This is a genomic window from Sphingomonas pituitosa NBRC 102491 (assembly GCF_001598435.1).
GTDB classification, from domain to species: Bacteria; Pseudomonadota; Alphaproteobacteria; order Sphingomonadales; family Sphingomonadaceae; genus Sphingomonas; species Sphingomonas pituitosa.
In genome coordinates this window covers 103,820-126,684 of record NZ_BCYY01000008.1, presented here as the reverse complement: position 1 = coordinate 126,684, position 22,865 = coordinate 103,820, and the positions used below count along the sequence as shown (strand labels likewise).

The 22,865-nt window shown below is 67.0% G+C and carries 25 protein-coding genes; 7 read left to right on the top strand and 18 right to left on the bottom strand.

Annotation, left to right across the window (positions count from 1 at the left end; translation table 11 throughout):
* Positions 1 to 17 precede the first annotated feature (17 nt).
* Both SPI01S_RS08940 and SPI01S_RS08935 read right to left on the bottom strand, forming a co-directional pair.
* A complete protein-coding gene (locus tag SPI01S_RS08940; RefSeq protein ID WP_066721311.1) occupies positions 18 to 686 on the bottom strand; it encodes a response regulator transcription factor in 669 nt (222 codons plus the stop codon).
* Between the two features lie 26 nt (positions 687 to 712).
* Positions 713 to 1,075 carry a hypothetical protein gene (locus tag SPI01S_RS08935; RefSeq protein ID WP_245653523.1) on the bottom strand — a complete coding sequence of 121 codons (363 nt, stop codon included), beginning with the start codon at positions 1,073 to 1,075 and terminating at the stop codon, positions 713 to 715.
* Between the two features lie 107 nt (positions 1,076 to 1,182).
* On the opposite strand from SPI01S_RS08935, the gene SPI01S_RS08930 reads away from it, so the two are divergent.
* On the top strand, positions 1,183 to 2,967 hold the full coding sequence (locus tag SPI01S_RS08930) for an ABC-F family ATP-binding cassette domain-containing protein (RefSeq protein ID WP_066721309.1): 1,785 nt from the start codon (positions 1,183 to 1,185) through the stop codon (positions 2,965 to 2,967).
* A 66-nt stretch (positions 2,968 to 3,033) separates the two neighbouring features.
* On the opposite strand, the gene SPI01S_RS08925 is transcribed toward SPI01S_RS08930, so the two are convergent.
* The 5 genes from SPI01S_RS08925 to SPI01S_RS08905 form a co-directional block, all read right to left on the bottom strand.
* Positions 3,034 to 3,660: a PEPxxWA-CTERM sorting domain-containing protein gene (locus tag SPI01S_RS08925; RefSeq protein ID WP_245653522.1), complete on the bottom strand. Its 627-nt coding sequence runs from the start codon at positions 3,658 to 3,660 to the stop codon at positions 3,034 to 3,036.
* Between the two features lie 390 nt (positions 3,661 to 4,050).
* Entirely contained in the window at positions 4,051 to 4,860 is an 810-nt protein-coding gene (locus SPI01S_RS08920; protein WP_066721491.1) for an ATP-binding protein, read from the bottom strand.
* A 55-nt stretch (positions 4,861 to 4,915) separates the two neighbouring features.
* Positions 4,916 to 5,791, bottom strand: a complete 876-nt coding sequence (locus SPI01S_RS08915; RefSeq protein ID WP_066721307.1) for an LOG family protein — start codon at positions 5,789 to 5,791, stop codon at positions 4,916 to 4,918.
* A 39-nt stretch (positions 5,792 to 5,830) separates the two neighbouring features.
* Entirely contained in the window at positions 5,831 to 6,526 is a 696-nt protein-coding gene (locus SPI01S_RS08910) for an extensin family protein (protein ID WP_066721306.1), read from the bottom strand.
* 68 nt (positions 6,527 to 6,594) lie between these two features.
* Complete coding sequence (locus SPI01S_RS08905) at positions 6,595 to 6,996, bottom strand: acyl-CoA thioesterase (protein ID WP_066721304.1); 402 nt, start codon at positions 6,994 to 6,996, stop codon at positions 6,595 to 6,597.
* A 70-nt stretch (positions 6,997 to 7,066) separates the two neighbouring features.
* On the opposite strand from SPI01S_RS08905, the gene SPI01S_RS08900 reads away from it, so the two are divergent.
* Complete coding sequence (locus SPI01S_RS08900) at positions 7,067 to 7,273, top strand: hypothetical protein (RefSeq protein ID WP_157084616.1); 207 nt, start codon at positions 7,067 to 7,069, stop codon at positions 7,271 to 7,273.
* 15 nt (positions 7,274 to 7,288) lie between these two features.
* Here SPI01S_RS08900 and SPI01S_RS08895 read toward each other — a convergent pair whose 3' ends face one another.
* The 4 genes from SPI01S_RS08895 to SPI01S_RS08880 form a co-directional block, all read right to left on the bottom strand.
* Complete coding sequence (locus SPI01S_RS08895) at positions 7,289 to 7,924, bottom strand: hypothetical protein (RefSeq protein ID WP_066721300.1); 636 nt, start codon at positions 7,922 to 7,924, stop codon at positions 7,289 to 7,291.
* A gap of 55 nt (positions 7,925 to 7,979) precedes the next feature.
* Positions 7,980 to 8,384: an ExbD/TolR family protein gene (locus SPI01S_RS08890; protein ID WP_066721299.1), complete on the bottom strand. Its 405-nt coding sequence runs from the start codon at positions 8,382 to 8,384 to the stop codon at positions 7,980 to 7,982.
* Between the two features lie 120 nt (positions 8,385 to 8,504).
* Positions 8,505 to 8,846: a DNA primase gene (locus tag SPI01S_RS08885; RefSeq protein ID WP_066721296.1), complete on the bottom strand. Its 342-nt coding sequence runs from the start codon at positions 8,844 to 8,846 to the stop codon at positions 8,505 to 8,507.
* 80 nt (positions 8,847 to 8,926) lie between these two features.
* Positions 8,927 to 10,162 carry a multidrug effflux MFS transporter gene (locus SPI01S_RS08880; protein WP_066721294.1) on the bottom strand — a complete coding sequence of 412 codons (1,236 nt, stop codon included), beginning with the start codon at positions 10,160 to 10,162 and terminating at the stop codon, positions 8,927 to 8,929.
* Between the two features lie 104 nt (positions 10,163 to 10,266).
* Here SPI01S_RS08880 and SPI01S_RS08875 point away from each other — a divergent pair, with 104 nt between their 5' ends.
* The 3 genes from SPI01S_RS08875 to SPI01S_RS08865 all read left to right on the top strand — a co-directional run bounded on the left by SPI01S_RS08875 (position 10,267) and on the right by SPI01S_RS08865 (position 13,246).
* The gene (locus tag SPI01S_RS08875; RefSeq protein WP_066721292.1) at positions 10,267 to 10,764 is read left to right on the top strand and encodes a hypothetical protein; all 498 of its coding nucleotides are present in this window, start codon (positions 10,267 to 10,269) and stop codon (positions 10,762 to 10,764) included.
* Positions 10,765 to 10,864: 100 nt separating this feature from the next.
* The gene (locus tag SPI01S_RS08870) at positions 10,865 to 11,815 is read left to right on the top strand and encodes an isopenicillin N synthase family dioxygenase (RefSeq protein ID WP_066721290.1); all 951 of its coding nucleotides are present in this window, start codon (positions 10,865 to 10,867) and stop codon (positions 11,813 to 11,815) included.
* 138 nt (positions 11,816 to 11,953) lie between these two features.
* Positions 11,954 to 13,246, top strand: coding sequence for a homoserine dehydrogenase (locus SPI01S_RS08865; RefSeq protein ID WP_066721289.1), 1,293 nt, complete (start codon positions 11,954 to 11,956; stop codon positions 13,244 to 13,246).
* Between the two features lie 16 nt (positions 13,247 to 13,262).
* On the opposite strand, the gene SPI01S_RS08860 is transcribed toward SPI01S_RS08865, so the two are convergent.
* Together SPI01S_RS08860 and SPI01S_RS08855 are read right to left on the bottom strand one after the other, a co-directional pair.
* Complete coding sequence (locus tag SPI01S_RS08860; protein ID WP_066721288.1) at positions 13,263 to 13,592, bottom strand: hypothetical protein; 330 nt, start codon at positions 13,590 to 13,592, stop codon at positions 13,263 to 13,265.
* Between the two features lie 79 nt (positions 13,593 to 13,671).
* Positions 13,672 to 14,025 (bottom strand): hypothetical protein, encoded by a 354-nt coding sequence (locus SPI01S_RS08855; RefSeq protein WP_066721287.1) that lies wholly within the window; start codon positions 14,023 to 14,025, stop codon positions 13,672 to 13,674.
* Positions 14,026 to 14,184: 159 nt separating this feature from the next.
* On the opposite strand from SPI01S_RS08855, the gene glpX reads away from it, so the two are divergent.
* Entirely contained in the window at positions 14,185 to 15,153 is a 969-nt protein-coding gene (gene glpX, locus SPI01S_RS08850) for a class II fructose-bisphosphatase (protein ID WP_066721286.1), read from the top strand.
* A gap of 82 nt (positions 15,154 to 15,235) precedes the next feature.
* On the top strand, positions 15,236 to 17,083 hold the full coding sequence (locus SPI01S_RS08845) for a CocE/NonD family hydrolase (RefSeq protein WP_066721284.1): 1,848 nt from the start codon (positions 15,236 to 15,238) through the stop codon (positions 17,081 to 17,083).
* A gap of 243 nt (positions 17,084 to 17,326) precedes the next feature.
* On the opposite strand, the gene SPI01S_RS08840 is transcribed toward SPI01S_RS08845, so the two are convergent.
* The 5 genes from SPI01S_RS08840 to SPI01S_RS08820 all read right to left on the bottom strand — a co-directional run bounded on the left by SPI01S_RS08840 (position 17,327) and on the right by SPI01S_RS08820 (position 22,860).
* Positions 17,327 to 18,601: a methyl-accepting chemotaxis protein gene (locus SPI01S_RS08840; protein ID WP_245653521.1), complete on the bottom strand. Its 1,275-nt coding sequence runs from the start codon at positions 18,599 to 18,601 to the stop codon at positions 17,327 to 17,329.
* Positions 18,602 to 18,886: 285 nt separating this feature from the next.
* On the bottom strand, positions 18,887 to 19,657 hold the full coding sequence (locus tag SPI01S_RS08835) for an ABC transporter permease (RefSeq protein WP_066721283.1): 771 nt from the start codon (positions 19,655 to 19,657) through the stop codon (positions 18,887 to 18,889).
* Positions 19,654 to 20,580 (bottom strand): ABC transporter ATP-binding protein, encoded by a 927-nt coding sequence (locus tag SPI01S_RS08830; protein WP_066721281.1) that lies wholly within the window; start codon positions 20,578 to 20,580, stop codon positions 19,654 to 19,656. Before SPI01S_RS08830 ends, SPI01S_RS08835 begins: the two co-directional genes overlap by 4 nt.
* A gap of 139 nt (positions 20,581 to 20,719) precedes the next feature.
* Positions 20,720 to 21,484 (bottom strand): DsbA family protein, encoded by a 765-nt coding sequence (locus tag SPI01S_RS08825; protein ID WP_066721279.1) that lies wholly within the window; start codon positions 21,482 to 21,484, stop codon positions 20,720 to 20,722.
* On the bottom strand, positions 21,484 to 22,860 hold the full coding sequence (locus tag SPI01S_RS08820; protein WP_066721277.1) for a M48 family metalloprotease: 1,377 nt from the start codon (positions 22,858 to 22,860) through the stop codon (positions 21,484 to 21,486). Before SPI01S_RS08820 ends, SPI01S_RS08825 begins: the two co-directional genes overlap by 1 nt.
* Positions 22,861 to 22,865: the final 5 nt, after the last annotated feature.

Sequence of the window (22,865 nt, the reverse complement as noted above, 5' to 3'; positions counted from 1 at the left end):
CGTCCACCCGCCCGGCCTCAGGTGAAGCTGGATTCGTCGAGGCTGTAGCCGAGACCCCGGATGGTGGTGATCACGTCTGCGCCCAGCTTCTTGCGGATGCGAGTGACGAACACTTCGATCGTGTTCGAATCGCGATCGAAATCCTGGTCGTAGATATGCTCGATCAGTTCGGTGCGGCTCACCACCTTGCCCTTGTGGTGGAGCAGGTAGCTGAGCAGCTTGTATTCCTGTGCCGTCAGCTTCACCGGTTCGCCGGCCTTGGTGACCTTGCCCGAGCGCGTGTCGAGCCGGATGTCGCCGGCGGTCAGCTCGGCCGAGGCATTGCCCGAGGCGCGGCGGATCAGCGCGCGGAGGCGGGCGATTAGCTCCTCGGTCTGGAAGGGCTTGGCGACATAATCGTCGGCCCCGGCATCGAGCCCGGCCACCTTGTCCGACCAGCTGTCGCGCGCGGTGAGCACCAGCACCGGCATGGTGCGGCCTTCCTTGCGCCAGCGATCGAGCACGGTCAGCCCGTCGATCTCGGGCAGGCCGAGGTCGAGGATGATCGCGTCATACTGCTCGGTAGACCCGAGGAAATGCCCCTCCTCGCCGTCGGTGGCGAGGTCTACGGCATAGCCCGCGCCTTCGAGCGCGGTGCGCAGCTGGATCCCGAGATTGGGTTCGTCCTCGACGATCAGAAGTCGCATTCGCAGTCCCGTCCTTTTCTAGCTGCTCAACTGCCCATGCGGCGGAGGATCTGGCCGGTATGGCCGTCCACCTCCACCCAGATCACCGATCCGTTGCGCAGGAACTTGAGCGTGTAAACGTCGTGCTCGGGGTCATAGTCGAACCCAAGATATTGCGCGCCCGGCATGCGCGGGATGATCCTTCGCTCGATCTCGCGCACGGGCAGATTTTGGCCGCGAAGCCGCCGCTCGCGGGCCGCACGCTGGCCGTCATCCTGCTCCGTGCCGATCGGGCGCGCTACGACCGGGCTCGCGAACGCGAGGCTCGCAAGACACGCGATCAGAACGGGTTTGACCAACATCGGCATGGGAATGGCATAGGGTCCGGGCATTGAATAGCCCCTGAACATGCCGCTCAGCCGCGGTTCCGCAATTGTGGCATTGGTGCATCGCTCACGCCGGCCGCTGCGCACCTGCGCGCTTGCGGGCGCGCCCGCCGCCTCCTAGGTGCTGCACCATGGCTGCTCCGGTGCTTTCCTACGAAGGGCTGGGTCTCGTTCAGGGATCCGGCTGGCTTTTCCGCAATCTCGACATCCACGTGGGCGAGCGTGATCGGCTCGCGCTGATCGGCCGCAACGGCGCGGGCAAGACCACCTTGCTCAAGCTGATCGCCGGCACGATCGACAGCGACGAGGGGCGCCGCACGATCGTGCCGGGCACCCGCGTGATCCTGCTGGAGCAGGAGCCGCGCATGCTCGGCTGCACCACGCTGATGGACTATGTCCTCTCCGGCGACGACGCGCCCGCCCAGCATGAGGCCGAGGCGATCGCCGACCAGCTCGGCATCGACCTGACGCGCGAGGCCGCGACCGCGAGCGGCGGCGAGCGCCGCCGCGCCGCCATCGCCCGCGCGCTGGCGCAGGATCCGGACGTGCTGCTGCTCGACGAGCCGACCAACCATCTCGATCTCGGCGCGATCGAATGGCTGGAAGACTGGCTGACGCGCTACAAGGGCGCGTTCGTCGTCATCAGCCACGATCGTACCTTCCTCACCCGGCTGACGCGGCAGACGCTGTGGCTGGATCGCGGCGCGATCAAGCGCGCCGAGATCGGTTTCGGCGGTTTCGAGGCGTGGACCGAGCAGGTCTATGCCGAGGAGGAGCGCAACGCCCAGCGGCTCGATGCCAAGCTCAAGATCGAGGAGCATTGGCTCCAGCGTGGCGTCACCGGCCGTCGGCGGCGCAACCAGGGGCGGCTGGCCAAGCTGAAGGACATGCGCGCGGAGCGCGCCGCGATGCAGGGACCGCAGGGCACCGCCGCGCTCGCCACGGCGTCGGACGGCAACCAGACCAAGGTGGTGATCGACGCCAAGCATGTGACGAAGCGCTTCGGCGAGCGGACGATCATCAAGGACCTGACCTTCCGTGTCACCAAGGGCGACCGGATCGGCATCGTCGGATCGAACGGCGCGGGCAAGTCCACGCTGCTAAAGATGCTGACCGGCGAGCTGCAGCCCGACGAGGGCACGATCAAGCTGTCGCAGACGCTGGACGCGATCATCATCGACCAGCAGCGCAGCCTGATGGCGCCGGACAAGCGCGTGCGCGAGGTGCTGGCGGACGGCGGCGACTGGATCGACGTGCAGGGCGTACGCAAGCACGTGCACGGCTATCTGAAGGACTTCCTGTTCGATCCCAGCATCGCCGAGGCGCGGATCGGCACGCTTTCGGGCGGCGAGCGCTCGCGCCTGCTGCTCGCGCGCGAATTCGCCCGGCCGTCCAATCTGCTGGTGCTCGACGAGCCGACCAACGATCTCGACCTCGAGACGCTCGATCTGCTCCAGGAAGTGATCGCCGATTACGCCGGCACGGTGCTGATCGTCAGCCACGACCGCGACTTTCTCGACCGCACCGTCACCGTGACGCTGGGGCTGGACGGCAGCGGCACGGTGGACGTGGTGGTCGGCGGCTATGCCGATTGGGAGGCGAAGCGCCGTCCCAGGAACGAGGCGAAGAAGGCGAGTAAGCCGGCCGCGGCCGTGCCCGCGCCCGAAGCGCCCAAGGCACGCACCAAGCTCAGCTACAAGGACCAGCGCGACTATGAGCTGCTGCCCAAGCGGATCGAGGAGATCGACCGCACGATCGCCCGTGACGAGGCGGCGCTCGCCGATCCGCAGCTCTATGCGCGCGATCCGGCCAAGTTCGCGGCGATCAGCGACGGCATCGCCAAGCTGCGCGAGGAAAAGGACGCGGCCGAGATGCGCTGGCTGGAACTGGCGGAGATGGTGGAAGGCCTGGGCTGATCCTCCAAAACGACGAACCCCGCAGGATCGCTCCGGCGGGGTTCGCGCATTCAGGAGGCTGGAAGCTCAGTTGGTCGAATAGCGAACCCGCACCGCCCGGCGCGACGCGCGGAGCATGCCGCCCATCATGCCGAAGCCTGCGATCATCAGCGCCCAGCTCGCCGGCTCCGGCACGGGCGAAAGCGCCGTCGCCGAGAAGCTGGTCAGGCCGTCGCCCTGCGTCGTCAGCGTCACGAGGCCGGGTGTGTCCTCATAGCCGGCGATGCGGAAGGTGCCAGAGGCGACCAGCTTCAGGCTGCCGCCGGCGCTGTCCTGCTGATGGGTGACCGAGCTGATCGAGCCGAGGTCGAAGAAGATGACCGAGCCGAGGTCGAAGAACGAGGAGATCGGTCCGACCGAGAAGTTCGGCAGATCCTTGATCGTGCCGCACGGCCCCACGCAGGTGATGCCCCCGAACACGCCGGTGCTGCCGAGCGCAGCGAAGATGGTGCCCGGCACCCCGCCATCGTTCAGCGTCGGGCCCGGCGACAGGAAGTTGTAGAAATCCAGGCCCGTCGCCGCGCCCATGGTGGTGGCACCCACCGGCCGGACGAACCCGGTGAAGCTGATCTGGCCCAGGATCTGCGCAGCGTTTGCCGGAGCTGCCACGCACAGTAACGCCGCAGCTGCAGCGAGCTTGGTGTGTATACGCATGTGCGTAACCTTTCCTACGAGTTTACTTAACAGCGCGACTCGAATGTTGTGATCGTTAACGAGACGTTAAGCTTCAGAACTCGACCGACAATAATGTTCTCATCTTCATAACTAAGAAGACATGTATTTTGCGGCACGGCGTGGATTCGTAGGAATTCGGGCGTAGCTCCGCATCTGCGCAGGAAAGTCGTATCAAATAATACGGACAACTATCCGCGTTCTACACTGAAGCTATACCTTCAGCGTGGCGCAGGAATGATCTTGTTTCGCTACGACAACGTTGCTGCAGGCGCGGCGGGAAATTCCATGGTTCGCCCGCGCGCCCGGAAACCGTCCCAATACGGGACGATGATTTTCTGGGACTGCAAAAGTCGGGCGTTTTGTTCGGCGTCAGAGCCGTTTCCCGTGCCGCCCCGCCAGCTCGACGACATATTGCCATGCGACGCGCCCCGAGCGACTGCCCCGACGCGTCGCCCACTGGATCGCGTCCTGCGCGTCGAACGCGAGCCCATGGGCTTCGGCATAGCCGCGCACGATCGCGACATAGGTGTCCTGATCGACGACGTGGAAGCCGAGCGACAGGCCGAAGCGATCCGCCAGCGCGAGGTCGTCATCGATGGAATCGCGCGGGTTGATCGCGCTGGACTGCGCCTCCAGGTCGCGCGGCAGCAGATGGCGGCGGTTCGAGGTGACCAGCAGGCGGCAGTTCGCCGGTCGCGCCTCGGCGCCGCCCTCGAGCAACGATCGCAGCGCGCGTGCGTCCGCGGCGGCGTCGAAGCCCAGATCGTCGATGAAGATCGCGAAGGGCCGGTCCGTTGCGGCAAGCAGCGCGAACAGATCGGGCAGCGTGTCCAAGTGCGTCGTTGTCGCCTCGACCAGCGCGAGCCGACCGCCCTGCGCCTGCACCTCGGCGACTGCGCCCTTTACCAAGGCGGACTTGCCCGTGCCCCGCGCACCCCAGAGCAGGACGTCCTGCGCGGCATGACCTGCCGAGAGCCGCTCCAGATTGGCGAGGAGCGCGGCCCGCTGCTTCTCCACGCCCTGCAGCAGCGCGAGCGGGGTTGGGGCAAAGGCGCGAGCCGGCAGCATGTCGCGGCCGCGCCACACATAGGCGGGGTGCGCTTCCAGGTCCGCGGGCGGGGCGGGAGGCGGGGCCAGTCGTTCGAGCGCTTCGGCAATGCGGATGAGCGGATCGGTCATGCCGCCGCTATACCGCATTGCCCACGCATGGCGAGCCGGAGGCTGCGCTCCCGGATTACCCTTGGCCCGTTTCCTTGTTGCGCCAGAAGTCCTGGACGATCTCCCAGCCTTCCTCGGCGGTTTCGCAGAAGCGGAACAGGTTCAGGTCGCGGGGCGAAATCACGCCTTCGTCGCACAGCGCCTCGAAATTGACGACGCGGTTCCAGAATTCCTTGCCGTAGAACAGCACCGGAATCGGATCGACCTTGCCGGTCTGGATCAGCGTCAGCAGCTCGAAGCTCTCGTCGAAGGTGCCGAAGCCGCCCGGGAACACCGCAACGGCGCGGGCATGCAGAAGGAAGTGCATCTTGCGCAGCGCGAAATAGTGGAACTGCATGCTCAGGCCGGGCGTCACATACGGGTTCGGCGCCTGCTCATGCGGCAGGACGATGTTGAGGCCGATCGTCTCCGCACCGACGTCGCGCGCGCCGCGATTGGCGGCTTCCATGATCGAGGGGCCGCCGCCCGAGGTGACGACGAAGTGCCGCTTGCCGGCGGTATCGAGCGGGAAGTTGCTCGCCAACTGGCCCAGCCGGCGCGCGACGTCGTAATATTTGGACTTCGCGACCAGGCTCTCGGCGATGCGCTTCTGCTGCTCGGTTTCGGCGAGCGCCAGCACGGCCTCGGCCTTGGCGGGCTCCGGGATTCGCGCCGATCCGTAGATCACGAAGGTAGACGCGATGTTCGCTTCGTCGAGCAGCAGCTGCGTCTTCAGCAGCTCCAGCTGGAAGCGCACCGGCCGCAGGTCTTCGCGCAGCAGGAAGTCCATGTCCTGGAAGGCGAGCCGGTAGGCGGGATGCTCGGTCTGCGGGGTGCCGGTGGCGGTGTTGGCGCTTTCGGCTTCCTGCTGGGCAGGGCGGAAGACGCGCGACGGGACTCTCGTATCGCTCATTACCGGCGGATTAGGCGCATCCGCGCCGCTTGGAAAGCCTCAGGCGCAGAACGGCCCGCGGCCCATGTCGAGGTGGAAATGGTCGCGATGGACGTAATTATAGTTCGGACTCAATACGGTAGCGAAACGTCTACAGGCGGATCCGTGGATCGTTTCCAGGAAGCGTCGGACCGCAGGATCCTGGTTCTGCCAATCCTTGAGGATGGTGATCCGCCGCCCGTCCCTGAGCACGAAGCCGGAGACGTCCACCGCGTTGGCGCGGCCATGTTCGGACAGCTTGGTGCCAGGCTGGGTGCCGCCGACGATGGCGCGGCAGACATAGGTGCCGAACGTATCCACCCGCACCAGATCGCTGCCGAGGATCTGCCTGGCCGCCGGGGCGACGGCATATTGCACCCAGCCGGTAAAGGCGCGGGCGAGCGGGCAGCGCATGCCCTTGATGCCGCCCACCGGCACACCGATGTCGATCAGCTGCACTGCGCCCTCTACCAGGCAGCCGCCGCCATAGTCGCGATCGGGCATCGCGCTGAACCGCACGCCGGCGCGCGACAGATCGGTGAAGCATTGCTGCGTATCGCGCGGGGTGGGGCGGTTGAGCGTGACCGGCCGGCTGCCCGCCGGGCGGGTGGGGGCAGGTGCCGGCCGCTTCTCGCCGCCGCCGCTACCGAAGATGCAGGCCGAAAGCAGCAGGGGCAGCGACAATGCCACCAGCGGAAACACACGCGAGAACGCCATGGGCACGCACCCTACGCGAGTTCGGCGGCGGCGCGAACCACGGTTCGTCGTGCCTGCGACTCGGCTCGTCAGTCCTGCGCCTCGAGGAAGCGGTCGCTGAGCGCCGCCGGTACGCGCAGCAGCCGCCCGGCGGCGCGATCGAGCAGCGCCCAGGTGGTCACTGCCTCCACCCGCACCTTGCCGTCCGCACCGACGAAACGGACGTGCCGGTTGAACCGCGCACCGCGCGGCGGCGCCGGCACCCAGGTCTCGCCTGTCACCGTCTCGCCCGCGCGGACATTGCCGCGATAGTCGATCTCGTGCCGGGTGACGACCCAGACATAGGCTTGCTGTTCCTGCGGCGTCGCCAGCGCTTCCCAATGGGCGACGGCGATGTCCTGGATCCAGGCGACCCACACGGCATTGTTGACATGACCCAGCACGTCGATGTCGTCGGGCGTCGCGGTGATCGAGCGGGAGAAGCGGGGCATCACGGATCCTCGGTGCGGTAACCATGCAGCGTAGCGCGGCGTTCACCCCATGGGGAGCAGGGTTCGCGCCATGCTGCCGCGCCGTCCCTCCGCCCTGTTCCGCAGCCGCTGGGCGGCGCTGCTCTGGGCGGCCGGGGTGTTGTGGACCGCGGTGAGCATCGTGGGCGTGGCAAAGTCCCCCGTCGCAGGCGTGCCCGTCGAGAATGCCACCGATGCGCTGGGACAGCCGGTCGACAATGCCGATCTGGCGCTGCTCCGCAACGTCATCGGCGGCTGACCATCGAGGTGAGGATCACTGGGCCGGCTTGCCCGGATCGTCCCGGAACTTGATCGCGCGGATGTGCCAGGCGCGCTGTTCGGGCGTGGCGCCGTCGATGTCGCCGGCGCGGTGCAGGGTCACCTCGCCGAGCTGGTAGAAGGGCTTGGCCGTCGCCCTGGCCCGCCCATAGACCTGCACCGGCACCGTCACATAGCGCTGGCCGGCGCCCGCCTCGATCCGGCCGGGTGCGCCGATATTGGCGTGATATTCGGAATAGGGCGCGAAGCGTGCCGCGAACGCCTTGGCGTCGCCGCCCGATGCCTTGCCGCCGTCGCTCCACAGCGCCCAGGCCTGGTCGTAGCGGCCGCTCTCGACCAGCGCGTAATAGGTCTGGACGACGTTGGCGGCGCCCTGTGCGCTGTCCGGCGTGAATCTGGCCTCGCTCAGCGGCGTGCGATCGTCGGGCAGGCCGCCCGGCTGGCCGGGGGCGGGCGGGCTAAGCGGCTCGAGCTGCTGTTCGTTGCCCGGGGCCCGTTCGGTCGCAGCCGGCGCGGTCTGGTCGACCTCGGCCATGCTGGTGTCGTTGGCGCTGTTTTCGGCCGCCGGGGGCAGGCCCGAGGAACAGGCGGCGAGCGAGCAGGCGGCGAGCAGGGCAGGAATCAGGCGCATCCGGGTCTCTTCCACATTGGGACGATGCGAACGAGCCACCGGATGCGCGGGTTCCTCAGTCGGCCAGCGGCTGGTTGCCGACAAAGCCCAGCTTGGCGATGTTGGCACGCTTGATCGCGGCGAGGATCGTGTCGAAGCGCTCGTACCGGGCCTCGGGATCGGTCTGGAGCTGCAGCACCGCCGCGTCGGTGCGCAGCGCGGCCAGCCTGGCGGGCAAGGCGGCATCGGCGAGGCGGGCGCCGTCCCAGAACAGCGCGCCGTCGCGATCGATCGCCAGGCGGTGCGTGGCGTCGTCGGCGGCGGAGGTGCCGCCCTGCGGCAGGTCGACGGGTACCTTGTGCGACATCATCGGCATGCTGAGGATCATCACGATCAGCAGCACCAGCATCACGTCGATGAACGGCGTCACGTTGATCGCGCCGATCGGCATGGGTTCGGCGGCGGGTACGAACTTGCGCATGACCTCTCCTCCTGTGTTGCTACGGTATATCGTAACACTTCATGGGCGACGCGCAAGCGGGTCCTCGGCCGGCGGGCAATGGTGCGCGAAGCGGTAGCTCGCGCACCATGCGGTCATGCGTCAGGGGCGCAGCGCCACGTCGTCCGGATCGTCGAGTTCCTCGTCCAGATCGTCCTCGTCGACATCGTCGTCATCGAAATCGTCCTGGAGGTCGTCCTCGTCGAGATCGTCCTCATCCTCGTCGGCGTCGTCGTCTTCCTCGCCGATCTCGTCGTCGGTCATGGTGAGTTCGTCGAGATCGTCGTCGTCGTCCTCGTTGCCCCCCAGATCGGGGTTGAGATCGGTGAGCAGCGCACCGTCGTCGGGGCCGTCGCCCGTCACCTCGAGAATTTCGGCGCGCTGGCTCTCGTCATAGCCTTCCGCGTCATAGCCGTCGTCGCCGGGACTCTGAATGCCGCTCATCGCCAAACCTCATTGCTGGCCCGGCGGGGATCGCCGGGGTTCGAGAAGCGCAACGGCGCTGGCCCCGGCTGCGTTCCGACTCAGCTCGGGCGGAACATCCGTCCGCGTTCCGTCACCGCTACTACCACGAGCGAAAGCCCACCCATCAGCAGAAAACCACTATACAGGGGGATGGTGGTGCCATCGAAGGCCTGGCCGATCGCCGCGCCGATCAGCGCGCCGGCCAGCGTGGTCACGAACCCCTGCAGGCTCGACGCGGTGCCGGCGATCGCGCCCATCCTCTCCATCGCCATGGCCGAGAAGTTGGACGTGGCGAGGCCGAAGCACGCCATCATCAGCGCCTGAAGCACCGCGAAGCTCCACAGCGTCTCCCAGCCGAGCAGCGTGATGGCGAGGTGAACGGCAGCGACCAGGGTCAGCAGGGTGAGCGCGGTGTGCGAGATCACCCGGGTGCCGAGCCGCATGACGATGCGCGAATTGAGGAAGGAGCCTACCGCCATCGTGCTCGCCACGCCGGCGAACACCACGGTCAGCAGGTCCGGCCGGTGGAAGACATCGGCCATCACCTGCTGCACCGATCCGATGAACCCGAACAGCGCGCCGGAAAGCAGGCCTGTCGCGATCGTATAGCCGACCGCCGCCCGGTCGCGCAGCATCAGGCCGTAATCGGAGGCCACCCGGGCGGGGTGGAGCGACTGGCGCGCGTTGGTCGCCAGCGTCTCGGGCATGCGCAGCGCGAACCACAGCAGCACCAGGCCGGCGATCGCGGCGATACCCCAGAAGATCGTCCGCCACGATCCCCCGGCGGAGAGGATGACCTGCCCTACGGCCGGCGCGAAGATCGGCGCTGCCATGAAGACGATGAACACCAGGCTCATCACCCGCGCCATCGCGCGACCGGAATAGCAATCGCGCACCAGCGCCACGGTGACCACGCGGGCGCCTGCCGCCGCCGTACCCATCGCGAGGCGGGCCAGCAGCAGCAGCGCGAAGCTGCCGGAGATCGCGGCGATCGCGCAGGTGAGCACATAGCAGCTCAGCGCGACCAGCAGCACCGGCCTGCGCCCGAACCGGTCCGACAGGGGGCCGTAGGCGAGCTGCGCCACCGCGAAGCCGATCAGGAAGGCGGTGATCACGAACTGGCGGTGGTTGGCCGAATCGACTCCCAGGCTGGTGCCGATCGCGGGCAGCGCCGGCAGCATCGAATCGATGCCCAGCGCGGTCAGCGCCATCAGCGCCGCGGCGAGCGGCACGAACTCGCCGAAGCGCAGCGGGGCCTTGCCGGCGGAGGCGGTGCTCAGATGCGGGGCGTTCATGCCCGCGCCATGGCCCAACCCTGCTCCCACGTCACCCTTTTTCCGGTTGACGTGGGAGCCCGCGCAACAACATTGCGGTGTGGAACCGCCGCAGGAGTATCCCGATGAATCGCCGTTTCGCACCCCTCTTGCTGCCGCTCGCGCTCGCCGCCTGCCACGGCAACGCCAACATCAATTTCGAGGGCAACGATACCGACGGCAACAGCGTCATCTCCACCGATGCCAATGGCCGCATCCAGATCAAGGCGCCGGGCATCCAGGGATCGATCACGCTGCCGAAGATGCCGCTGGATGCGAAGAACTTCGATATCGACGGTGTGACGCTCTATCCCGGATCGACGCTCAAGAACCTCAAGGTCAACGACAAGGGCGGCGACAAGGATGGCGAGCGGGACGGCGAGGTGATCGTCGAGTTCGAGAGCCCGGCCGCGCCCACGGTGGTGCGCGACTGGTTCCGCGACAACATGACGAAACAGGGCTTCAAGGTGACGACCAAGGACGATAACCTGATCGGCACCACCGATGACGGCCAGCCCTTCGCGCTCCAGCTGAGCGCGAATGGCGAAGGCAGGACCAAGGGGTTGATGCAGGTCGGCCGCTGAGCCCGGTTCGGGACAGCGCTGCGGCCATCGGGAATGTCCCCAGTCTTGTGGGGCCCGTCGTGGCGGGACTAACCACGCGTTTTTGCGTTCGGAGACTCTGATGTTGGATACCCTCGCCGAAATTCCGGTGCTTTCGCTCGAGGAGCAGGCCGGCGACCCCGAGGGCTTCGCCCGGGCGTTCGGCCAGTCCTTCCAGCGGTTCGGCTTCGCCGTGGTGCGCGATCACGGCGTGCCGCAGGAACTGATCGATCGCGCCTGGCGCCTCACCAAGGCGTTCTTCGACCTCCCCGAAGAGGACAAGCGCGGCCATTTCATCCCCGGCGGTGGTGGCGCGCGCGGCTACACCCCGTTCAAGACCGAGATCGCCAAGGGCGCGACCCATGTCGACCTGAAGGAATTCTGGCACATCGGGCGCGAACTGGCCGCCGGTCATCGCTTTGCCGACGTGATGGCCCCGAACATCTGGCCGGCCCGGCCCGAAGGCTTCCGCGAGACCTTCGTCGAATTGTTCGCGGCATTGGATACCGCCGGCGACAGGCTGCTGTCGGCGGTCGCGCGGTACCTGGGCCTCGCGCCCGACTGGTTCGAAACGGCGGTGAAGGACGGCAATTCGGTGCTGCGTCTCCTCCACTATCCGCCGGTCGATGCCGATGCGCCGGAAGTGCGCGCCGGCGCGCACGAGGACATCAACCTCATCACCCTGCTGCTGGGCGCGGAGGAAGCGGGGCTCGAACTGCTCGACCGCGACGGCAAGTGGCTCGCGGTGAAGCCGCCCGAGGGCGCGATGGTGATCAACGTCGGCGACATGTTGCAGCGCCTGACCAACCATGTCCTGCCCTCGACCACGCACCGCGTCGTCAACCCGCCGGCCGAGCGCCGCGGCCATTCGCGCTATTCGATGCCGTTCTTCCTGCATCCGGCGCCCGATTTCCTGATCGAGACGCTGCCCGGCTGCATCAGCGCCGAGAACCCGAACCGCTATCCGGCGCCGATCACCGCCCACGACTATCTGCACGAGCGGCTGGTCGAAATCGGCCTCATCAAGAAATAAACAGCGCGTAACGGCGGGCTGCCGCGACAAAATCTGTCTTTCCTTCGGGGAAGGGAAGGCGCTAGGGACGGAAAGGCGGCGGCAGGGCGACAAGCGTCCGGCCGCCGCCTTGTCGTATGAATTCAAGAGGAACGAGGAATGGCGGAAGCGTTGCGCGTGGCACTGGCGGGGCTCGGGACGGTAGGCGGCGGGGTGATTCGCCTGCTCGATGCCAATGCCGAGCTGATCAGCCGCCGCGCCGGCCGCCCGATCGAGGTGGTCGCCGTTTCCGCCCGCGACCGCTCCAAGGACCGCGGCATCGATCTCTCCCGCTTCGACTGGGTCGACGATCCCGTCGCGCTCGCCCGCCATGCCGAGGCCGATGTGGTGGTGGAACTGGTCGGCGGGTCGGACGGCCCGGCGCTGGCGCTCGCCCGCGCGGCGCTGGGCGCGAGCAAGAGCTTCGTAACCGCCAACAAGGCGATGATCGCGCATCACGGCCTCGAGCTGGCGCAAGCAGCGGAAGGCGCGAAGGTCGCGCTGAAGTTCGAAGCGGCGGTGGCCGGCGGTGTGCCGGTGATCAAGGGGCTGCGCGAAGGCGCGGCGGCCAATGCGATCAGCCGCGTCTACGGCATCCTTAACGGCACCTGCAATTTCATCCTGTCGAAGATGGAGGCCGAGGGCCGCGACTTCGCCGAGATCCTCGCCGAGGCGCAGGCGCTCGGCTATGCCGAAGCGGACCCGACCTTCGACATCGACGGGATCGACGCCGCGCACAAGCTGTCGATCCTCGCCAGCATCGCCTTCGGCACCCAGCCGGCGTTCGGCGACCTCAAGGCGAGCGGCATCCGCCACATCCTCGCGGCCGACATCGCCGAGGCGGCGACGCTCGGCTACCGCGTGCGGCTGCTCGGCATCGCCGATGCCGGGGCGCACGGCCTGTTCCAGCGCGTCCATGCGCATCTGGTGCCGCTCGGCCATCCGCTGGCGCACGTCACCGGATCGACCAACGCGGTGGTGGCGGAAGGCAATTTCGTCGGCCGGCTTCTGTTCCAGGGCGCGGGCGCGGGCGACGGTCCCACGGCGAGCGCGGTGGTCGCCGACCTGATCGACATCGCCCGTGGCGAGTTCGGCCCGCCCTATGCGATGCCGGCGGCCTCGCTGGTCGCCCAGCCGGCGGCAGACAGCGGCGAGCGGCGCGGCCGTTCCTATGTGCGGTTCACCGTGGCCGATCGCGTGGGTGTGCTGGCGGAGATCGCGGCGGCGATGCGCGATGCGGGCGTCTCGATCGAGAGCCTGATCCAGCGCGGCGTGAGCCCCGATGGCAGCGCGCTGGTCGCCATCGTCACGCACGAGGCGCCGGAGCGGAGCATCGCCCAGGCGCTGGAAAAGCTGCGCGGCTCGCAGAGCCTCACCGGCGAGCCGATGTGGATGCACATCCTCGACGCGTAAGCCGCGTCCGCGGGGTCTAGTAGCTCAGGTGGAGCAGCCGGTGGCCGCTCCCCGGGCACACCGGCATGCCGGTGCGATCGCAGCTGGGGCCTTGCGCGGCGCGGATCATTTCCAGCTTCCGATCGACCAGCGGCGCCTGCGTTCCGGTCAGGCGAAAGCGACTGCGCGCGGCGCGGGTGCCGCAGTCGCGATCGACGTCGCATGCGCGGGTCAGCGGCGAGGACTCCCGCCCCGGCCGCGCCGATCGCTTCAGCGTGGCGCGCATCACGCGCGGGCGTACGGACTCCGCGGCGCTCACCGTGCCTGCCATGATGGCGCTATGGGCCGCCAGTGCCATCAACAACATATGCCCTCCTGTTGTGTCCCGCCGAAGCAACGCGTCGACAGGCAGCTGGTTGCCCAGCCATGCAGGCCTTTCGTCGCGCTTATGGGGCAAGCTCGCGCTGCTGCATCCTGACCTTCCCGTCGAAGCCCATCGTGACGGTGACGCCGACCTTGCCGCATCTCACCGTGAAGGCACCCTCGCCACAGGGGGTGATGCCCTGCTGCGCAGGGTCGCCGATCAGCCGGTTGAGCCGGGCAGCATCGGAATCGCGGCCGAGATTGGGCGCTACGAACGGTACGCGATAGCGATCGGCTTCACGCCGTGCGCAGACGACGATCTCGGTCTGGTCGGACGATGTCCGGCACGGGATTTCCGCCTGCGTTTGCGTGCGATAGTCGGCGAGCACGGTCGCCACCGCAGTTTGTTGGGCCATCAGCAGCATTGTCAGCAACATCGTGTCGTTTCCCTACGAACTTGCGCAACGATACCGAAAACTTCTGCCGAAATCACGAAAGGACTTCCGGTAGATTTGCTGACAACGTTAGCACTGCTCGACAGGGGGGGAAGGGCACCGTATCGCATCGCACAAATCGAACAGGGGATCACCGAACCGATGCCGAACGCAAGCCATGTTCTCGACCGTGTCCTGGTGCTCGAAATGGTGCGCGTCACCGAGGCGGCGGCGATTTCCGCCTCCAGCCTGATCGGCCGGGGCGATGAAAAGGCCGCCGATGCCGCCGCCGTGGAGGCGATGCGCGAGGCGCTGAACCAGCTCTATATGGACGGCACCGTGGTGATCGGCGAGGGCGAGCGCGACGAGGCGCCGATGCTCTATATCGGCGAGAAGGTGGGCTCGGCGATCGGCAAGGGCCCGAAGATCGACATCGCGCTCGATCCGCTGGAAGGCACGACGATCACCGCCAAGGCCGGCCCGAACGCACTGGCGGTGCTGGCGGTGGCCGAAGAGGGCAATCTGCTCAACGCACCCGACGTCTACATGGACAAGATCGCGGTCGGCCCCGGCTACCCGCAGGGCGTGATCGACCTCACCAAGACGCCGACCGAGAATGTCGAGGCGATCGCCGCCGCGAAGGGCGTGAAGCCGAACGAGATCATCGCCTGCGTGCTCGATCGCCCGCGCCACGAAAAGCTGATCGCCGAACTGCGGGGCATCGGCTGCGGCATCATGCTGATCCCGGACGGCGACGTGGCGGGCGTGATCGCCACCACCGACCCGACGACGACGATCGACGTCTATATGGGCCAGGGCGGCGCGCCCGAGGGCGTGCTGGCCTGTGCGGCGCTGCGCTGCGTCGGCGGACAGTTCCAGGGGCGGCTGGTGTTCCGCAACGAGGACGAGCGTGCGCGTGCGGCCAAATGGGGCATCGAGGATCTCGACAAGGTCTATGCGCTGGAGGAACTCGCCAAGGGCGACTGCATCTTCGCGGCGACCGGCGTGACCGACGGCTCGCTGCTCGCCGGCGTGAAGCGGGTGCGCGGCAAGATGACCACCGAGAGCGTGGTGATGCGCGCTAGCTCGGGCACCGTCCGCTGGGTGAAGGGCGAGCACCGCATCGACTGACGGCCACAAGCGCGCCGCCGGCTTGATCCCGGCGGCGTCTTGCCGCACCAAGTCACCCTCGCTTTCTGGGGGATCGACGAACATGCGGCACTGGCTGGTTACGGTAGCACTCGCGGCGCTCGCCGCCCCTCTGGCGGCCGCGGCGCCGTCCCAATCCGCCCCCGCCGCGACCGAGGCGCCCTTCACCTTCGAAGAGGCGATGATCCCGATGCGCGACGGGGTGAAGCTCCACACCGTCATCCTCCGCCCGCGCGGCCAGACCGGCCCGCTGCCGATCCTGTTCCAGCGCAGCCCCTATGGCTCGCCCGACGCCGCGCCGGGGCGCGTGCCGAACAGCTGGGCGCCGCTGGTGCGCGATGGCTATGTCTTCGTGTTCCAGGACATGCGTGGTCGCTTCAAGTCCGAAGGCGGGCCGTTCACCCTCTCCACCGAAGTGAAGACCGGCAAGGGTGCCGTCGACGAGGCGACCGACGCCTATGATTCGATCGACTGGCTGGTGAAGAACGTGAAGCCCAACAACGGCAAGGTCGGCATGTGGGGCGTCTCCTATCCCGGCTTCACCGCCGCGATCGCGCTCGCCAGGCCGCACCCGGCGCTCAAGGCGACCAGCCCGCAGGCCGCCTGGATCGATTACTGGAAGAACGACGATCTCCACCGCTGGGGCGCGATGCGGCTGACCTATGCCAGCGACTGGGTGAACAGCCTGCAGGCCGACAAGACCAACGACGGCATCGACCTGTACGACCGCTACGACACCTATGACTGGTTCCTCCACGCCGGCTCGCCCGACGAGATCGAGAAGCGGTATTTCAAGGGCCGGGTGCCGCGCTTCCGCGAGATGATCGAGCATCCCGACTATGACGATCACTGGAAGAAGCAGGTCTGGTCGAACGCGCTCGGCAAGACCACCGTGCCGACGCTCAACGTCGCCGGATATTGGGACCAGGAGGATCCCTGGGGCAGCTGGAAGATCTGGGAGAAGCAGCGCGCCAACGATCCGAACAAGCTCGCGTTGATGGTTGCCGGGCCCTGGGCGCACGGCAGCTGGCAGTCGCCCGCGAACAGCCTGGGGCGCATTCCGTTCGGCGTCGACAGCGGTACCCAGTTCATCGAGCAGATCGAGGCGCCGTTCTTCGCCTATTGGCTGCATGGTACCGGCACCAAGCCCGACTTCGCGCTGAAGAGCTTCCAGTCGGGCTCGTGGCAGTGGAAGACGTACCAGACCTATCCGCTCGCCAATGCGCAGGCGACCAGCCTCTACCTGCACGCCGACGGATCGCTCGGCTTCACCGCGCCGGCCGCGACCGAGGGCTGCCGCGATTATGTGAGCGATCCCGCCCGCCCGGTACCGTTCCGCCCGCGACCGATGTCCGCCACCTATGCCACGCCCGACTGGCGCTGGTGGGAGGCCGAGGACCAGCGCTTCGTCGACGACCGGCCCGACGTGCTGAGCTACGTCACCGCGCCGCTGGAGAGCGACCTGACCGTCACCGGCGAGGTCACCGCCAAGCTGATGGCCTCGACCAGCGGCACCGACAGCGACTTCGTCGTCAAGCTGATCGACGTGTACCCCGAGAACGTCGAGAAGGCGCCGACCGCGCTGGGCGCCTATGCCAAGGGCCTCAACGGCTATGAACTGCCGATCGCGATGGAGATCCGCCGCGGCCGCTACCTCAAGAGCTTCGAGCAGGCGACGCCGCTGGTGCCCGACCAGGTGACCGCCTGGGACTTTCCCCTCCGCGACCACGACCATGTGTTCAAGAAGGGCCACCGCATCATGGTGCAGGTACAGTCGAGCTGGTTCCCGGTGATCGACCGCAACCCGCAGACCTTCGTGCCGAACATCTACAAGGCCAAGCCCGAGGACTATCGCAAGGCGACGCAGCGGGTGTGCAGCGGCTCGGCGGTGATGCTGCCGGTGGTGCGCTGAATTCAGGAAGTTCAGGCCTGCGGCGGTTTCGCAGGCGTGCGTTCAGGATGTTCGGGCGCGTGCGCGGTTTTGGTGGACGCGCGCCCTGTTTGCACCTTTGCGCCCGGGCGCAGCAGAGGGGATGTGCCGCTCCACCGGTGCGTGGAGGCTTGCGAGTTCAAAGCGCGGGCCGCCGACGCGCCGGGCGCCGGCGGAACATGAATGGACGCGGCCCGCCCCCGTGCAAGCCCGCCGTCTCCTGCCTCAGGCAGCCAGCGCAACGCGGTGGGACGAAGAGCGGCGCGTCGTCCGCAGGGCCGGGCGCCGGGCAGCAGCGTTACCATCAGCGACGGTGAACTTGGCGGCGTTTTCGGCAAGGACCTCCACCTCGGCGTTGAGGTTGCGGGCGGCGGCTGAGGTCTGCTCGACCATCGCCGCATTCTGCTGGGTGCTGTTGTCCATCGTCGCGACCGCGACGCTGATCTCGCTGATAGCCGCGGACTGCGCCTGGTTGTCCAGCGCCATGCGCCCGACAAGATCGTAAACGGTTTCGACATTGCCCGAGATATCGGCGAGCGCACCATCGACCCGGCGCACCACGTCGACGGCCGAAAGAATGCCCGATTGGGTGACCGTCAGCTGTTCCTTGGCGCGCTTGGCCTCCTCTTCGGCGCGCATCGCCAGCGCGGAAACCAGGTCCGCCACCACCGCGAATCCGCGGCCTGCCTCACCGGCGCGGCCTGCCTCCACCGCCGCGTTCATCGCCAGAACGCGCGTCTGGAAGGCGATCTTGTCCAACCCCTCGATCACGCTGTCGATGCCCTTGGCATTCTCGCTGACCCGGGTCATCGCGGTCACCGCCTCCACTGCCAATGTCCGGCCGACCGCCACGGTCGCGATCGCCTCGCTGGTGCTCTGCACCGTCTGTGCCGACGCCGATGCGCTGACCCGGAGGTGCTGGTCCATCTCGGTCGTCGCGGCGGAGGTTTCCTCCAGGCTCGCGGCGTTGGCTTCGGTGCGACGCGCGAGGTCTTCCGATGCCGAAGCGATCTCGCGCGCGCCGCTGCGGATCGACTGGGTGCTGACGGTAACCGCACCGATCAGTTCGCCCAGCGCCTGCAGCGTCTTGTTGTAGCTGCCGCGCAGCGTTTCATATTCCTCGGGGAATCGCTCGTCGATCGGCCGGGTCAGGTCGCCGCCGGAAAGGGCGCCGAGATGCTCGCCCACGATCCGCACGATTTCGGCCTGCTGGGCCGCCATTCGCTGCTGGACGACGGCCGCGTCGCGAAACATGAACATCGCCTTGGTCATCCGGCCCACGCAATCCTGATAGTCGGTGAACCGGATCTCACTGTCGAGGTCGCCCGCAGCCAGCGCCTCCATGCGCACCACCGTGGTGACATAGGGGTCGCAGATCGCCCTGCGGAAGCGCAGGCCGAGCAGCATCGCCACGCCGCTGCCGACGAAGGCTGCACATATTCCCCAAAGAGCAGGTACCAGTGCGGCGACGATCGCGGTTACGAGCGCGATGATGGCCAAGCTCCCGAAAGCGACCATCGTTTTTTGGCGGATAGGTGCGACCGATTCGAACCAGAGCATCATGTGTTCCCGGATTTTTTGCGTGGGCGATCCCAATTTTCTTATACCTGTGCGCCTTGCCGGCTTCATCTAGGTATAAGCACCGCAAAACAACGGTACTTCTGATAGGTTCCAATCGATTTAGTCACTAAGTGATTATGATGCTTAATATAGCTGGTGCATCTCTTCACCGGCTATATTAACTACAAATCCTGATTTTCGTGGTACTGACGAGCGGAGCGCCGTTCAGTTCTTCAGCCGGTACCCGGTCCGGAAGATCCACACGATCAGCGCCAGGCACAGCAGCAGGAAGAGGCCGGTGAAGCCCAGGCTCCAGGCGATGCCGACATCGCCGTGGCCGAAGAAGCTCCAGCGGAAGCCGCTGACCAGATACACCACCGGGTTGAACAGGCTCACGGTGTGCCAGGGCTCGGGCAGCATGTCGATCGAGTAGAAGGCGCCGCCGAGGAAGGTGAGGGGGGTCACCAGCAGCGAGGGCACGATGTTGAGCTGTTCGAAGCTCTTCGCCCAGATACCGATGATGAAGCCGAACATGCTGAACGTCACCGCGGTCAGCACCAGGAAGGCGAGCATCGCCGCCGGATGATCCACCCGCAGCGGCACGAACAGCGCGGAAGTGGCGAGGATGATCAGCCCGATCACCACCGACTTGGTCGCCGCAGCACCCACGAACCCCACCACCAGCTCGATCGCCGAGATCGGCGCCGAGAGCAGTTCGAACACCGTGCCGGTGAACTTGGGAAAGTAGATGCCGATCGACGCGTTGGCGATGCTCTGCATCAGCAGCGAGAGCATGATCAGGCCCGGCACCAGGAAGCTGCCGTAATTCACCCCGTGGATCGCGTCGATCCGGCTGCCGATCGCGCCGCCGAACACGACGAAATAGAGCGAGGTGGTGATCACCGGGGTCGCGATCGACTGCCAGAGCGTGCGCACGGTGCGCGCCATCTCGAACTTGTAGATCGCCCAGATGCCGGGAAAGTTGATGCCGTTCATGCCTGTGCCCCCACCAGGTCGACGAAGATGTCCTCGAGGCTCGACTTGGACGTGTCGAGATCCTTGAAGGCGATGTTGAGGTCGTGCAGCTTGCGCAGCAGCGACGGGATGCCGGTCCGCTCGGCCTGCGCGTCGAAGGTATAGCGCAACCGGTGGCCCTCGTCGGCGAGGCTCAGCTGCCATTCGCCGAGCTCGGGCGGGATGGCGGCGAGCGGCTCGACCAGGCTGAGGTCCAGCTCGCGCTTGCCGAGCTTCTTCATCAGCGCGGCCTTCTCCTCGACCAGCAGCAGCTTGCCCTTGTTGATCACGCCCACCCGATCGGCCATTTCCTCGGCCTCCTCGATATAATGCGTGGTCAGGATGATGGTGGTGCCGCGGTCGCGCAGGCGCCCGATCAGCCTCCACATGTCGCGGCGGAGTTCCACGTCGACGCCGGCGGTCGGCTCGTCGAGGAACAGGATCTCGGGCTCGTGGCTGAGCGCCTTGGCGATCATCACCCGGCGCTTCATCCCGCCCGACAACTCCATGATCTTGGCGTCTCGCTTGTCCCACAGCGACAGGTCCTTTAGGAGCTGGTCGCAATAGCCATGGTCGGGCGCCTTGCCGAACAGCCCGCGCGAATAGCGCGCGGCCGAACCGACGCGCGAGAACATGTCGACCGCGATCTCCTGCGGCACCAGCCCGATCTTCGAACGCGCGGCGCGGGGCTGGCGGATGGCATCGTGCCCGTCGACCAGGATCGTGCCCGTGCTGGGCGTGACGATGCCACAGATGATCGAAATCAGCGTGGTCTTGCCCGCGCCGTTCGGCCCGAGCAGCGCAAATATCTCGCCCCGCTGGATGTCGAGATCGACATGGTCGAGCGCGGTATGGCCAGACGCATAGGTCTTGCTGACCTGGCGTAGCGACAGGATGGGTTGCATGGATTGGAGGCCCCGGCCGGAAGGAGTCCGATAGCTAGGGTGGCGCTCATCCTAGGGCAAGGTGGCGCCTCCCGTAGAATCAAGCGTTTCCTCCCCCCTGGCGGGGGAGGAAACGCTTTGAGCCGTGGCGGGAGGCCCGCTACTTCGTCTTCCGCGCTATCGCTACCGCATCGGCCAGCGCTTGATAGTCGCGCGCGCCGTAGAGGATCTGCTTGCCGACCACCCAGGCGGGCGTGCCGTTCATCGCCAGCCTGGCGCCCAGCCGGTGGTTGGCGTCGATCTCCTTGGCGATCGCGTCACTGTTGGCCAGCTTCTGCGTTGCTGCGGGATCGAGTCCGGCCTTGGCGATCGCGTCGCTGATCGTCGCGTTGCTGGGGCCGCCGCTGGCGAACAGCGCATCGTGGAAAGCGCGGAACTTGCCCGCTTGCGCGGCGGCGAGCGCGAAGCGGGCGGCGGTGACGCTCGCCTCGCCCAGCACCGGATATTCTCGGTAGACGACGCGGACGTTCGGATCCTTGGCGATCAGCTCGGCCAGGCCCGGCAGGCTCGCGCGGCAATAGCCGCAGGCATAGTCCATGAACACGGTGACGGTAACGTCGCCGTTCGGATTGCCCGCCCAGGCGCTGGCGAACGGCGTGGTGAGTGCCGGCAGCGCGGCGGGAACGGCCGCCTGTGCGCTATCCTGCGCCTTCTGCGCCTCGGCATTTTCCTGCTGCTGGAGCTTCTCCATCATCTCGCGCAGGATGGCGGGATTTTCGAGCAGATAGCTGTGGACGATCCGCTCGACCTGCGCCTTGTCGCCGCCGATTCCCGGCAGCAGCGCCTGCAGCCCGAGCACGACGAGGCCGCCGAGGATGGCGGCGGCGAGCAGCGCGCCGCCGAAAAGAAGCTTCAACCGAACCATTATTGCCCGCCGCGTCCCTTGCGCTTGTCGTCCTTCATCGCCTGTTCGGAGACCATCGCGATGTCCTGCGCGCGGATCCATTCGGGCGAGCCCTGCGGCAGGCCGCCCATCGCCCGTCGCGCGCTGACCATCGCGGTGCGGGCATCGCCGACCAGGTTGGCGCGCTCGGCGGTGGCGAGCGCGGTGCGCGGCTCGTCGCCCTTGCGATCATAGACGGTGCCGAGATTGATCCAGGCGAAGGGATTGTCGCGATCGCGCGTCAGCGAATCGCGCAGCACCTGCTCTGCCTCGTTCAGGTTCGCCTTGTCCTCGGTCGCGACCAGCGCGTGGCCGAAGGTGCTGGCGATCAGCGGGGCGTTGTTCGACAACTGGGTCGCCTTGCGCAGCGGATCGAGCGAGGCCTGGGGCTGGCCCGATTCGAGCAGGATCTGGCCCTGCAGTTCGAGGAAATAGGGGTCGTTCGGCGCCAGCTTCACCAGTGCCGCCGTCTCTTCGGCGGCCTGCTCGGGATAGCCCGACTGGTGATAGGCGTAGGCGCGAGCATAGTGCGCCGGAATCGAATTGTCCGTCTTTGGGTAAATCCGCAGCGTCTTTTTCGGATCGTTGGTATAGCCGCGCAGCTTGGCCTGGACGCGCTTGAAGCGGCGCTCGAGATCGGGGTCGAGCGGCTTGGTCCAGTTCGGCGAGCCTTCGAGATCGGCCTTCAGCGTCTGCACGCGGTCCTGCGACATCGGGTGCGTCTGCGCGAACGGATCGACTTCGGGATCGGTGCTGTAATAGCCGTAGCGATGCATCTCCTGCGTCAGCTTCTCGAAGAAGCCGAGCATGCCCTTGCCGGTGATGCCTGCGTTGTTGAGGAAGCGCACGCCGGCCGCATCGGCCGAGGATTCCTGCACGCGGCTATAGGCGAGATACTTGCCGATCGCGGCGCGCTGGCCTGCCATCAGGATGCCGGTGCCGGCCTCGGCCGAGCCCGCCGCCATCGCCGCGGCGCCGAGCAGCAGGCTGAGGATCGAGATGTTGCCATAGCCGCCGTCGCGCTGGAACACGGCATGGCCGCCGACGATATGACCGATTTCGTGGGCGACGACGCCCTGGACCTGATTGGCGGTATCCGCCGCGTCGATCAGGCCGGCGTTGACATAGACGATCTGCCCGCCCGCGACGAAGGCGTTGATCGACGGATCGGCGATCAGCACCACCTTGCCGTTGGCGGGATTGAGCCCGGCGGCGGTGAACAGGGGCTTCGCCATGTCCGCCAGCAGCGCCTCGGTCTCGGCGTCGCGCAGCACCGACTGCGCCATTGCCGGGCGCGACGCGAACGATGCGAGGCAGAGCATCGCGAGCAGCGTGGCCAATCGGTGGATGCGCGCCATGATCG